At 47.9% G+C, this 13,187-nt stretch carries 14 protein-coding genes; 5 read left to right on the forward strand and 9 right to left on the reverse strand.

All coding sequences use genetic code 11. The features are described 5' to 3' along the window. Positions 1–33: 33 nt before the first annotated feature. Complete coding sequence (locus ACTHY5_RS03745; protein ID WP_441876567.1) at positions 34–294, reverse strand: DUF1488 domain-containing protein; 261 nt, start codon at positions 292–294, stop codon at positions 34–36. A 65-nt stretch (positions 295–359) separates the two neighbouring features. Next, complete coding sequence (gene aroE, locus ACTHY5_RS03750; RefSeq protein ID WP_441876570.1) at positions 360–1,184, reverse strand: shikimate dehydrogenase; 825 nt, start codon at positions 1,182–1,184, stop codon at positions 360–362. Positions 1,185–1,336: 152 nt separating this feature from the next. Between aroE and hdfR the strand changes: the two genes are divergently transcribed. After that, positions 1,337–2,191, forward strand: coding sequence for an HTH-type transcriptional regulator HdfR (gene hdfR, locus ACTHY5_RS03755; protein ID WP_441876573.1), 855 nt, complete (start codon positions 1,337–1,339; stop codon positions 2,189–2,191). On the opposite strand, the gene hemF is transcribed toward hdfR, so the two are convergent. The 5 genes from hemF to dprA all read right to left on the reverse strand — a co-directional run bounded on the left by hemF (position 2,188) and on the right by dprA (position 6,082). Next, complete coding sequence (hemF, locus tag ACTHY5_RS03760; RefSeq protein WP_441876576.1) at positions 2,188–3,096, reverse strand: oxygen-dependent coproporphyrinogen oxidase; 909 nt, start codon at positions 3,094–3,096, stop codon at positions 2,188–2,190. The genes hdfR and hemF overlap by 4 nt on opposite strands. 21 nt (positions 3,097–3,117) lie before the next feature. Beyond that, positions 3,118–3,693, reverse strand: a complete 576-nt coding sequence (locus ACTHY5_RS03765) for a Sua5/YciO/YrdC/YwlC family protein (protein WP_441876579.1) — start codon at positions 3,691–3,693, stop codon at positions 3,118–3,120. 222 nt (positions 3,694–3,915) lie between these two features. Then, positions 3,916–4,461 (reverse strand): DNA topoisomerase family protein, encoded by a 546-nt coding sequence (locus ACTHY5_RS03770; protein WP_441876582.1) that lies wholly within the window; start codon positions 4,459–4,461, stop codon positions 3,916–3,918. Positions 4,462–4,508: 47 nt separating this feature from the next. Beyond that, positions 4,509–4,982 carry a DUF494 family protein gene (locus ACTHY5_RS03775; protein ID WP_441876585.1) on the reverse strand — a complete coding sequence of 158 codons (474 nt, stop codon included), beginning with the start codon at positions 4,980–4,982 and terminating at the stop codon, positions 4,509–4,511. Positions 4,983–4,984: 2 nt separating this feature from the next. Continuing rightward, positions 4,985–6,082, reverse strand: a complete 1,098-nt coding sequence (dprA, locus tag ACTHY5_RS03780; protein ID WP_441876587.1) for a DNA-processing protein DprA — start codon at positions 6,080–6,082, stop codon at positions 4,985–4,987. A gap of 164 nt (positions 6,083–6,246) precedes the next feature. Between dprA and def the strand changes: the two genes are divergently transcribed. From def to trkA, 4 genes are read left to right on the forward strand one after another with little or no spacing between them, the layout of a single operon-like run. Then, on the forward strand, positions 6,247–6,762 hold the full coding sequence (def, locus tag ACTHY5_RS03785; protein ID WP_441876590.1) for a peptide deformylase: 516 nt from the start codon (positions 6,247–6,249) through the stop codon (positions 6,760–6,762). A 17-nt stretch (positions 6,763–6,779) separates the two neighbouring features. Continuing rightward, entirely contained in the window at positions 6,780–7,724 is a 945-nt protein-coding gene (fmt, locus tag ACTHY5_RS03790; RefSeq protein ID WP_441876593.1) for a methionyl-tRNA formyltransferase, read from the forward strand. Positions 7,725–7,749: 25 nt separating this feature from the next. Then, the gene (gene rsmB / locus ACTHY5_RS03795; RefSeq protein ID WP_441876595.1) at positions 7,750–9,045 is read left to right on the forward strand and encodes a 16S rRNA (cytosine(967)-C(5))-methyltransferase RsmB; all 1,296 of its coding nucleotides are present in this window, start codon (positions 7,750–7,752) and stop codon (positions 9,043–9,045) included. After that, positions 9,042–10,418 (forward strand): Trk system potassium transporter TrkA, encoded by a 1,377-nt coding sequence (gene trkA / locus ACTHY5_RS03800; protein WP_441876598.1) that lies wholly within the window; start codon positions 9,042–9,044, stop codon positions 10,416–10,418. Before rsmB ends, trkA begins: the two co-directional genes overlap by 4 nt. 132 nt (positions 10,419–10,550) lie before the next feature. Here trkA and rmuC read toward each other — a convergent pair whose 3' ends face one another. Together rmuC and ACTHY5_RS03810 are read right to left on the reverse strand one after the other, a co-directional pair. Then, positions 10,551–11,894 carry a DNA recombination protein RmuC gene (rmuC, locus tag ACTHY5_RS03805; RefSeq protein ID WP_441876601.1) on the reverse strand — a complete coding sequence of 448 codons (1,344 nt, stop codon included), beginning with the start codon at positions 11,892–11,894 and terminating at the stop codon, positions 10,551–10,553. Positions 11,895–12,196: 302 nt separating this feature from the next. Then, positions 12,197–13,036: a PfkB family carbohydrate kinase gene (locus ACTHY5_RS03810; RefSeq protein ID WP_441876604.1), complete on the reverse strand. Its 840-nt coding sequence runs from the start codon at positions 13,034–13,036 to the stop codon at positions 12,197–12,199. Positions 13,037–13,187: the final 151 nt, after the last annotated feature.

Consider the following 13,187-nt stretch of genomic DNA (forward strand, 5'->3'; position numbering starts at 1 on the left):
GCTTAAAACTGACGGCTGATAGCCCTCGTAGAGCTATAGTAATAGGCTGCCGTCGGGGCTAAAGGCTTCTTGGCTGATTAATTCGCTGACTTGCTCTTCTATATCGAAGCGTACTGCCTCAAAGGCCAGGATAATACTGGCCTCATCGAGTAAAGGTTGTTCACTCAGATGGGCTAGTTTCGATAAGCTGAGATAACAAATCACTTGGCCCCCCGACCACTGGGCACTAAATGCGACTCTTTGTTGTTCTGGCTGCCAGTTAAGGTCGTCATTAACAATCACATCTTGATTCATGTTAGTACCTGCTAGCTGTAATAAATTAAGGAGTAAGGATTAACCCACTAACTCCATTCGATTTGTTATTCTGCCGCGTTTAACTTGGCGTGCAGTGTCACTAATACCGGCATAATGTCGGGTCGTACCCCACGCCATAAATAAAAGCTTTCTGCAGCTTGGCCTACCAACATCCCCAAGCCATCAAATCTATGCTCCAGACCAAGCTCTCGGGCCCATGCCATAAAAGGGGTCTCTTGTTGAGCATACATCATATCGTACACCCGTGTTTGGGCATGACACACTTGTGGGGATAGCGACAAGGTCTCGCCTTGTAGGCTGGCAGAGGTGCTGTTGATGATAATATCAAAGCCACTGTCTAGTGCCTCTAACGGCTCACTGATAATATTGCCTAAATGAGAAAAGCGTTGCGCCAGCTCAGTTGCGCGAGCGGGAGTTCGATTTGCCACCACTAATTTTGCCGGTTGCTCTGCAAGTAAAGGCGATATAGCCCCACGGGCCGCTCCACCGGCTCCAAGTAATAAAATATTGGCACCAGTCAGCTCAAACCCTAAACGTTTGAGATCCATCACCAAGCCCGCACCATCGGTATTGTCACCTAACCAGCGTCCATCGGGTAATAGCTGTAAGGTATTAACGGCACCGGCTAGTTCGGCTCTTTCTGTTAGTTCGTCAGCTATATCCATGGCTTGGGTTTTAAAAGGCACGGTAATATTACAACCTTTACCACCTTCGCGAGCAAAGTGCTGCAAGCTATCAGCAAAGCCATCAAGCGGAGCCAATAAGCGCTGATAATCAATCGCTTGGCTAGTTTGCTCGGCAAACTGATGATGAATAAAAGGAGATTGACTGTGTTTGATGGGGTGACCGATAACGACATATCTGTCCATGATAGTGGCTCTCACTTACAATACATTCAGGATTTATAATGCCAAGTAGACGACATTAAGCAGGATATTTCTAGCAACTCGGCTTTTTAGGTTGCAAATAATATCAAAACGAATAGATTTTGCGCTAATCAACAACATCACTGTAGCTTGCTTTGGATACTGAACTTTTAAAAACCTTTCTTGAGGTTTCGCGTACGCGCCATTTTGGTAAGGCGGCGGAACATCTTTATCTGACCCCGTCGGCGGTCAGTTTTCGTATTCGTCAGCTAGAAAGTCAGCTAGGCGTCACCTTGTTCACACGCTTGCGTAATAATATTCAACTCACTTCTTCGGGCGAGGCGTTAGTTCCTCATGCTGAGTCTATGCTGTTGGCGTGGGCCAGAGCGCAGCATGAGGTGGCATTAAGTGAGCAACAAACGCAGCAACTCGCAGTAGCAGGAACGGCAAATTTGTGGGATGCCTATCTGCAAGAAGGACTGCACCGTTTATACGGTGAACTGCCGGCATTATCGCTGCGTGCCGATATACGTACTCCTGAGCAAATGACCCGCGCCCTTCTGGGCCGAACACTGGATATCGCATTTTTAACCGATCCGGCGCGCATTGAAGGGGGGTACCACGTAGCCATTCACACCATGGAGTTACAGCTGGTATCAAGTTATCAAAATGTAGATACCGCCAAGGCCATGGCTCAAGATTATATTCGTATTGACTGGGGAACGGCGTTTAATACCCAGCATGCTAAGCTGTTCAACACCACCACACCTCCGATACTGCATACCGGCTCGGTGCGTATTGCGCTTGAGTATTTATTGCATCATGGCGGCAGTGCCTTCTTGCCCAGCTCAATGATCAGCCATTACCAGCAACAAGAACAGCTGTTTGTGGTGGCCGATACACCTTCTATTAGTCGTGAAGTGTATGCCGCCTATTTACCCGGAGGGGAGCGCCAAGAGCTTATCGATCAGGTCGTGGCCCTGTTTGCGCCCCCCACTAACACCGATTAGACCCAGTTTCTGGGTACTAAAAAGTCATTCAGCTTGGCTTCTTGAGTGCCAGGCTCTGGTTGCCAATCATATTCCCAACGCGCCAGCGGCGGCATCGACATTAAAATAGACTCGGTGCGCCCGCCGGTTTGCAAACCAAACAAGGTCCCTCTGTCATACACTAAATTAAACTCAACGTAGCGCCCACGGCGATATAGCTGAAACTGGCGTTGTGATTCTGTGTAAGGGGTGTCTTTACGCTTGGCAATAATCGGCAAATACCCGTCTAAATAACCATTGCCTACTGCCTGCATAAAGGCAAAGCATTGTTCAAACGGCCATTGATTTAAGTCATCAAAAAATAAGCCCCCCACACCGCGAGTTTCGTTGCGATGCTTGAGGTAGAAATAATCATCACACCACTTTTTATACTCTGGATACACCTGCTCACCAAAAGGCGCACATAAATCATGTGACACTTGATGCCAGTGCAGACAGTCTTCTTCTACGGGGTAAAAAGGAGTTAAATCAAAGCCACCACCAAACCACCATACCGGCTCGGCACCTTCTTTTTCGGCAATAAAAAAGCGCACATTGGCATGACTGGTCGGCACATGGGGGTTTTTAGGATGAATGACTAAGGATACGCCCATGGCTTCAAAGGAGCGCCCTGCTAGTTCGGGTCTGTGTGCGGTAGCCGAGGCGGGCATTTCAGTGCCATAAACATGAGAAAAGTTAACTCCGCCCTGTTCAATCACACCGCCATTGCGCATCACGCGACTACGGCCACCGCCGCCTTCGGCGCGATCCCAGCTATCTTCTTCAAATTGTCCCACACCGTCGGCCTGCTCAAGTCCGGCACAAATGGTGTCTTGCAGCTGTAACAAAAATGCTTTTACAGCGCTAATATCAGGTTGCGTGCTCATTATGTTCCTCTACATTGTTCGTCAGGCAGGGCGCAGTACGGCGCCGGTAATGCCATCTCTAATTAAAGACGGGTTGGCAAGGCCCCCTGTCTGTCCGGGTAAGATATAGTCCAGCTCTCTTCCCATTGCTTGCTCTAGCTCACTAACACTTCTGGCCGGCGGCTCACCGCTTTTATTGGCGCTGCTCGAGACTAGGGGCTTATTAAAGCCTAAACAAAGATCGTGCACTTGGGAATGAGCTGATACGCGCACCGCTAATGAATTAAAGCGCCCTTTTAACCAGCTGGGTACCTCTGGCTTAGCAGGAATAATCCAAGTATTGGGCCCAGGCCAGCTCTCTAATATAACGGCCAAACGCCCCTGTGGCAGAGCACTTAAATCAAGGTAGGGCAATAGTTGGCTCATATCGGCGGCGACTAAAACCAAGCCTTTATCCATGGGTCTTTGCTTTATATTAAGTAAACGCTGTACCGCATCGCCATTATCGGGATCACAGCCTACACCAAACACGGCTTCGGTTGCATAGCCAATCACACCACCTTGGCGCAGTTGTGCTAGGGCAAGTTGCAGTGGTTGCGCATTGATTAGGGTATTCATTTATGAAATATAACCTTGCTTGATTCGGGTAAATTCTAAAACCATGTGAAAACACAAACTAATCGCCCCTTGGCAACAAAATACACAACATTGCATAAAAAAGTGCCAACCAATCCCCAAACAACGCTTGATGGCCAAGAGGTTACAAAACTTAGGTGTTGCTGTACTCGGTTTACTACTTTGCTTGCGTGCCTTGCGTAGAAAAAGTATGGCTAGTCATGTCTATGCTTGATAACCACAGCCTTTTTTGGGGCATTGGATTTGGCCTTTGCGCTCAATCAAAATGGCAAAATCACATTCAGGGCAGCGCTTATCAAGGGGTTTGTCGTTGAGTATAAAGCGACAGTCAGGATAGTGGTTACAGGCATAAAAACGCTTACCATAACGCGAGGTTCTGGCCACCAACTGACCTTTATGACAAATAGGGCAAGTGGGTTCAGCTTGGCCCTGATCGTTAATATCCGCAATATGCTCACAGTGAGGGTAATGAGTACAACCAATAAAGAGCCCAAAACGGCCTTTTTTAATGGCTAACGGATGGCGACATTGTGGACACTCACTGCCTTGCAGCACTTTTTCAATGTCTTGATCGTGTTCAATCACTTTAAGCGGGCGTAAATATTCACAGGCAGGATAGCTAGCGCAACCTAAAAATGCGCCGTGTTTACCGTGGCGCAGTTCCAGCATGGCACCACATTGAGGGCAGGGTTCTTTCTTCCAAGAGGGGACGTCTTGGGTATTAAACAAACTCGGATCAATTTTTGACATGCCGCGCCTCCATATTTATTGGCTAAATACTACCAGCGCGGCCACGATCAGTGAACTACCCCTTCTGGCTCTTCAAAAATAAGTTCTTCTAACTGATGATAAGCAGACTCACTCCCCGGAATATTAAAGAGTACCATCATGGCGACCCACTTCAGATCATCTAGCTCTATTTCGGGTGAATCTAGCTCCATCAAACGATCAATGACAATTTCACGGGTTTCTGAGTTAAGTACTTTAATTTGCTCCAAGAACAACAAGAAACCTCGGCCTTCGGCATCAATCTTATATAACTCTTCTTGCGTATAAACTCGAAAAGAATTGGGTTCAGATCTGGCCCACTTCGGTGTTTCCTCTGCTACTTGCAGGTCAGCTAAACGTTCTAGCCATGCCAGCGCTTTTAAAATTTCTTGTTTACGAAAACCCGCCTGGGTTAACTCATCGGCGAGAGCATCCTGTTCTACCTCTGCATCTACATCGGTATGAATGTAGGTTTCGAACAAGTACATCAGTACCTCGAACATGATCAATCCCTCCTCGCTCTGACATAGCCCCCCGGTACCGTTTCAACCCAGCCGGCCAATTCTAGCTCAACCAACTGGGTTAGCACCTCTTGCACCGGCTGCTGGCAACGAGACGCAATTAAATCTAACGCCGTTACCTCTAAACCTACGTTATCCAACAACTCAGGATAAGGCAATAACTCCGCTTCGGTTGCGGGAATAATTTTGACCGCCGCCACGGAAAATGCTGCTAACTCCTCTAAAATATCATCGGCTTTCATTACTAACTTAGCGCCGGTTTGAATTAACCCATTACACCCCTGTGCTAAAGGGTTTTGCCAAGCCCCAGGAATTGCAAATACTTCTCGGTCTTGCTCAATGGCATAACGAGCGGTAATTAAAGAACCACTACGCTGAGCCGCCTCTATCACTAACACCCCTAAGCTTAAGCCACTAATAATACGGTTACGCCGCGGAAAATGATGCGCCAACGGTCCAAGCCAAGGATAACACTCAGATAACAGGGCCCCGCCACTATCTATTAGCGCTCTTGCAAGTTGCTGGTGGCGCTTGGGATAACACTTGTCTAACCCTGAGCCTAGCACCGCAAAGCTTATTCCGCCTGCATCTAATGCTGCTTTATGACTAAGCCCATCCACACCTATGGCTAAGCCTGAGGTGATAATGGCACCCGCTTGTACCAGTTCAGGAATTAAATTGCGGGTATTCTCTTTACCCACATACGACGGATGTCGACTACCGACCACCGCAATTTGCGCCTGAGTGAGTGCGTGCACGTCTCCTTCAACAAATAACAATAAAGGCGCAGCCGGAATCGCCTTTAGTTGTGCTGGGTAATCAGCATGATCCCAGGTTAATACATGACGATTGGTTGCTGCTTCTTGCCACGCTAATATCGGGTCTAGCAGTTCAAAGTGTGCCGTTTCTAATTGTCGACGCTGCTCTTGGCTCACCTTACACTGGTCGAGTTGTTCTGGTTGATACCAGTGCGCACCCAGCTTTCGGTATAACTGAATGGCTCGTACCGGCCCAATACCATGAGTTTGCTGAAGTGCCAACCAAGGCAATAATGGATGCTGCTGTAAATTAGACACCGTCATTTGTCACTCCTTTTCACAAACCTAAAGTAGTCACACTCACCACTAGGAGCTCTGGGGCGCTGGGTTTTACTGACTTAGCACGCTTCTATTAAGTCTTGCTGTTTTTTGTGCGCTGACACGGTTAAAATAGGGGCAATATCGATTGATAACAGAGTTAGGTCACTATGGCACAAGTATTAAAAGTATTACGTTTCCCTGATGAGCGCCTGCGCACTGTCGCTAAACCCATCACCGAGTTCACTCCTGAGCTACTACAAATTGTAGATGATATGTTTGAAACCATGTATGCAGAAGAAGGCATTGGTCTGGCTGCTACTCAGGTTGACCTGCACCAGCAGTTAATTGTGATTGACGCTTCAGAAGACAAAGAGCAGCGCTTAGTGTTAATTAACCCCGAAATTTTAGAACAAAGCGGCAGCACTGGCATTGAAGAAGGCTGCCTGTCGGTGCCAGGGGCACGCGCCTTGGTAGAAAGAGCCGAGTGGGTGAAAGTGCGTGCGCAAAATGAGCACGGTGAAACATTTGAGTTAGAAGCAGACGATTTACTGGCTATTTGTATTCAGCATGAGATGGACCATTTAATAGGTAAGCTATTTGTTGATTACTTATCTCCTCTTAAGCGCCAGCGTATTCGCCAAAAAATGGAAAAGCTCACTAAACAAGAAGCCCAAGGTCTTTAATCATAAAAGGATATCTTTTGCGCCCACTTAATATTATTTTTGCTGGTACTCCTGATTTTGCCGCGCGCCACTTGCAAGCGCTACTGGGCTCTGAACATAAGTTGGTGGCGGTATACACCCAGCCCGACCGACCGGCTGGACGCGGCAAAAAGCTAACCCCCAGCCCTGTCAAAGTAACCGCCGAGCAAGCCGGCATTCCGGTATTGCAGCCCCCTAGCCTGCGCAATGAGGCCGCCCAGCAAGAACTTGCAGCGCTTAATGCTGATATTATGGTGGTGGTGGCTTATGGCTTAATTTTGCCTCAGCCCGTGCTAGATACTCCTCGTTTAGGCTGCATTAATGTCCATGGCTCTTTGTTGCCCCGTTGGCGAGGTGCCGCCCCCATTCAACGTGCTATTTGGGCCGGTGATGACATCACTGGAGTCACTATTATGCAAATGGATAAAGGGCTAGACACCGGCGCCATGCTGCATACGGCAAGCCTTCCCATTACAGCTGATGACACTTCAGCCAGTTTATACGACAAACTGGCCACTATTGGGCCACCTGCATTATTAGAGAGCTTGGCAGATATAAGTGAAGGTCGTGCCACGCCACTAGCACAAGACGATACGCAGGCAAACTACGCTAAAAAATTATCAAAAGAAGAGGCGCGTATTGACTGGCAAGAGCCCGCAGCGCACATTGCGCGCTGTGTGCGTGCGTTTAACCCTTGGCCTTTTAGCTACTTTAGCGTGGCTGAGCACAATATTAAGGTCTGGCAAAGTGAGGTGGTAAACCAGCAGAGCGACCTAGCCCCGGGCACGATTATTCAAGCCAATAAAGCCGGGATTGATGTAGCCACCGGACAAGGCGTATTACGTCTTCTCAGCCTGCAAGTGCCCGGCAAAAAAACCATGGGTTGCCAAGATCTCCTCAATGCTCGAAAAGACTGGTTTCAAGCCGGTACCTGCTTAGCTTAATCCCTTTTAACTTATTGGAATCACTATGAGAACCCGCGCCGCTGCCGCCAACATTCTGCACCAAGTGCTGAATCAGGGACAATCGCTATCGACCTTACTTCCTCGCTATCAAACTGAGGTAGCCGCCAAAGATCGCGCCCTGCTACAAGAGTTGTGCTTTGGCACTCTGCGCTGGTATAGCCGATTAGACGCTATAACCAAACCACTATTAGAAAAGCCGCTAAAGGGAAAGTATCGTGTAGTACATTCCTTAATATTAGTCGGTATCTATCAGCTACTGTATACCCGTGTACCGGCTCATGCTGCGCTGGCCGAAACCGTGAATGCCTGTAAAGCGCTCAAAGTTGAGCCTTTTAAAGGCATGGTGAACGGCGTACTACGTAATGTACAACGCCAGCAAGAGCAGCTAACAGAAAAAGTAGATGCGCTACCACAGCTACGTTTAGCCCACCCGAATTGGTTATTAAAGCGCATACAGCAGGCTTATCCTGAGCAATGGCAAGATATTTTAACTGCTAATAATCAGCATCCGCCCATGTGGATTCGCGTGAATCAGAGTCTGCATAGCACCGAACAATATTTAGCGATGTTGCAAGCGGAAGGTTTAGAGGCCACTCCTGATGACCAAGCGCACAGCGCTTTACGTTTAGCGCGGCCGGTAGATGTGAACAGCTTGCCCGGTTTTGAACAAGGCCATAGTTCAGTACAAGATGCGGCGGCACAAATGGCTGCGCAATTATTAGATGCCCAAGCCAGTGAGCTTATTTTAGATGCCTGTGCAGCACCGGGCGGAAAAACGGCGCATATCTTAGAAAGCCAACCAGAACTATCACAGCTAGTCGCTGTGGATATGGATAGCGAGCGTCTTAAGCGCGTGCATCAAAATTTAGACCGTATAGGTTTAAATGCCACTGTATTACAAGGTGATGCCGCTCAGCCTGCTGATTGGTGGCAAGGCAAGCACTTTGACCGCATATTACTGGATGCGCCCTGCTCTGCCACCGGTGTTATTCGTCGCCATCCCGACATTAAATGGTTGCGTCGCCCCGAGGATATTGCCCAGCTGGCCACATTACAGAGCCAGATATTAGATGCACTTTGGCAACAACTTAAACCCGGTGGCACCTTAATTTATGCTACTTGCTCAATTTTGCCAGACGAAAATAGCGAGCAGATTATCGCCTTTTTAAACCGCACTCCCAGCGCAGTTCATCAGCCACTGCACTCTGATGACACTCCCGAACAACCTGGCTGGCAATTATTGCCAGGCGCTGAACAACGAGACGGCTTTTATTATGCCAAGCTGAGCAAAACGGCATGAAAATCATCATTCTGGGTGCCGGACAAGTAGGGGGGACACTCGCCGAAAACTTAGTGGGCGAGAATAACGACATTACTATTGTCGATACTAATACTGAGCGTTTGCGCGAATTACAAGATAAATACGACTTACGAGTAATTAATGGTCATGGTGCCTACCCCAACGTGCTACGTGAGGCCGGCGCTCAAGATGCCGATATGCTAGTGGCGGTAACCAGCAGCGACGAAACCAACATGATTGCCTGTCAAGTGGCATACTCGCTGTTTAATACTCCAAACAAAGTGGCGCGCATTCGCTCGCCCGAGTTTTTGGCCGAGCGCGAGCGGTTATTCCTTAACGAAGCCCTGCCGGTAGATAACCTGATTGCCCCTGAGCAGTTAGTCACTGAATATATTTATCGTTTAGTTCAGTACCCTGGCGCTTTGCAGGTAGTGGACTTTGCCAAAGGTAAAGTCGGCTTAGTCGCCATTAAAGCCTATTATGGTGGCCCTTTAGTGGGCAATGCGCTGTCGAGCCTGCGTGATCATATGCCAGGTATTGATATTCGTGTTGCCGCTATATTTCGCCAAAACAGACCCATTAGACCCCAGGGCACCACTATTATTGAAGCGGATGACGAAGTATTTTTTGTGGCAGCCAGTGGCCATATTCGCGCAGTGATGTCTGAATTACAGCGCTTAGAAAGTGATTATAAACGCATTATGATTGTTGGCGGCGGCCATGTGGGCGCGGGCTTAGCAAGGCGCTTAGAAAAGCACTATTCAGTGAAACTCATTGAGCACAATTTAGCTCGCGCCGAACAGTTGTCAGAGCAGTTAGAAAATACCATTGTCTTTTGTGGTGATGCCGCTGATCAAGAACTATTAACAGAAGAACATATTGATCAAGTAGACGTGTTTATTGCCGTTACCAACCAAGACGAAGCCAATATAATGTCAGCTATGTTGGCCAAGAAGCTGGGCGCTAAAAAAACCATGGTGCTCATTCAACGCAGTGCTTATATTGACTTAGTACAAGGCGGTAGCATTGATGTGGCTATTTCGCCGCAGCAAGCCACTATATCGGCGCTATTAACCCATGTGCGCCGCGCCGATATTGTGAATGTTTCCTCACTACGCAGAGGGGCCGCCGAAGCCATTGAAACCATTGCTCACGGTGACGATGCCACCTCTAAAGTGGTGGGTCGCCAAGTAGGAGAGCTTAAATTACCACCGGGCACCACAGTAGGTGCTATCGTACGTGGCGACGAAGTTATTATTGGTCACCACCAAACCGTCATTGAACAAAACGACCATGTTATTTTGTTTTTGGTTAATAAGAAGTTTATTCCCGAAGTAGAACGCTTATTCCAACCCAGCCCTTTCTTCTTGTAGCTGAAAGAACAAGCTGGAAGCCTGAAGCTGAAAGTGAGAAGAAAGTAACATCACCCTCTTTTACTACAAATTCCACAAAGCCCACAGGGAAATTGTCAGTCTAAAGATAACAAACTGGCGTGGCGAAAAGCGTTAGTCTTTAAACGCCGTTGCAGATAAACGCTCTTCGGCTGCAGCTCTTTCTTGTAAGTGTTCGGGTAGTGGCTTAGTCACCTCTACTCCGAGTTCACGAAACGCTTCGGCTTGACGGATCAGATTGCCACGCCCACTGCTGAGCTTTTTCATAGCACCTTGATAATGACTTTCAGCTTTATTTAACGACTGACCAACGGCTTCCATGTCTTCGGTAAATAAGCGTAGCTTTTCATAGATCTTACCCGCCGATTCGGCAATTTTACGCGCATTTTGATTTTGTCGCTCAACCCGCCATAAGTTTTCTATGGTGCGTAATGCCACTAATAAGTTAGTGGGGCTGACCAGTAAAATATTATGATCTAGGGCATATTTAATCAGCGCAGGCTCGGCTTCCACTGCCACTAAAAAGGCCGGCTCTACGGCAACAAACATCAGTACATAATCGAGGGTTCGAACACCTTTTAGCCGCTGATAGTCTTTGCGGCCCAATTCACGAATATGGCCGCGTACCGAGGTAACGTGATCACGTAGCGCTTGTTCTCGAGCGAGTGCATCATCGCCGTTATAGTAGCGCTCATAGGCGGTGAGAGAGACTTTAGCATCTATAATAATGTCTTTATTTTGTGGTAAATGCACAATTACATCGGGTTGATAGCGCTTACCCTCGGCGTTATTTAAGCTCATTTGAGTGCTGTATTCATGACCTTCGCGCAACCCCGACTCTGATAAGACCCGCGCTAGTACTACCTCCCCCCAGTTACCTTGCTGCTTGCTGTCGCCTTTTAGCGCACGAGTCAGCGCCATAGTATCGGCGCTCATTTGTTGGTGAAGCTCAGATAAGCGCTCTATTTCAAACTTAAGGCTGTGACGCTGACGACTTTCATCTGCATAGGTTTCTTGCATATTGCGCCGAAACCCTTCTAGCTGTTCACGTAACGGCGATAACAGCCCATCTAGGCTATTTTGGTTTAATTCGCGAAAATTATGGGTCTTTTGCTCGAAGATACGCTGAGCTAGATTTTCAAACTGCTGAGCGAGGCGCGCTTCGCTGGCATTAAATTCAACCTGTTTCTCTGCAGCCCATTGTCGCTCTTGACGCAGCAAAGTTTCATACTCTTTTAAACGGCCATTCATTTTTATCACAAGCTGCTGCTGCTGCTCTAATTTTTGCTGAGCGGTTTGTTGTTCGTCTGTTTTTTCTTGCAATACACTGCGTAGTTGCTGATTTTGTTGCGCTTGTAGCTGTAAGCGGGTATTCAGTGTTAGTTGCGTTAATCCCCACGCAGTCAAAGCAGACGCTGTGGCTAATAAATAGGGCCAGTAAGCAGTTAATGTCATCATCATTAGCGCCTGCGTTGTTCAAGTAGCATGGTTACGCGGCGGTTAAAGCGCAGCCACAGCAACACATACAGTAGATAGATTAAGATAATTATCCACTTATGCGAGTTTATCCCATTGTCGAACTCCGATAAGGAAACGCCACCTACCTGAACATAAAGTACAAGCAATAAAGGAAACATTAAAAACACTGACCAGCGCCAGCACTGACTCAGCAACGAAATGATAAAAGCATTATTCAAAGTAACAACCCAGAGTCTCGGTCTAATATGCAGCCGTCAGCTTAGCAGTGACAGCGGCATAATTCAGCTATTCACGTGTAGATAATGCTTGAGTTGCTCTGACGGTATTGAACTACTAGAGGATAATGTATAGGCCGCCCATTGGCTGGCTTGGGTCAACACAGTGGCCATGGGTAAGCCGGCCAATAAACCATGAATGACTCCACCGGCAAAGGCATCCCCGGCTCCTGTTGCATCTACCACAGACACCATGCGCGCCGGAATTTGTAAATGCTGATGAGCAGAGAATGCTTCAACCCCTTGCTCTGCGTGGGTCACAACTAGCCACTGTAAGCTAGGACCCGCGAGCTGTTGAGCATGCTGCCACAAATCGTTTCGCTGTGCTAAATCTGCTGCTGAAGCAATCATTATCTGGCAAGGCCGAGCGTCTTTACCACCTTTAGGGTATTGGCTGACCACTAAGCTATGTTTGGCCATTTGAGCCATATAAGCGCCAGCCTCAGTTCCTTCATAATTCACATATAAGCAGTCTACACTGTTAGTTGGCAAGCTCGAGGGAAGTGCTAACCGTCGATGTTGACGTAAAATAGTGCGCTCTCCTCTGTCATCTACCAGCACCAATAGCTCACCGGTTTCACCATCAAACTGTTCTATATGACGAGTGTCTAGCCCCAAGGTGCTAGCTTCCTGTAATAACCAGCTCCCTGTCGTGTCTTGGCCCACCCGCGCCAAAATACTCACCTCGTGCCCTGCCCACAATAAACCAGTGCCAGTATTGGCACCGCCTCCTCCTAGTCGGCGCCCCTGATCTTTATAATGTAAGCGCCCACCGGCTTGTAGTGGTTCATCTAACAGCAGCACATGATCACAATTTAAGTTGGCTAGCAGCCGTATTTTTGCCATGTTATCTCTCCAGCACCCTGTTCTAACATAAGATGGAATAACATCTTAGCCAACAGCATCAATGTGGGCCAGAGCGCTATCTGTATTTCAGACGTATTAATAGAAAGTATGCTGCAATTAGCAGAGTCAGTAACAAAAGCCGACAGCGCCA

The organism is Oceanisphaera sp., assembly GCF_052084945.1.
Lineage (GTDB): Bacteria > Pseudomonadota > Gammaproteobacteria > Enterobacterales > Aeromonadaceae > Oceanimonas.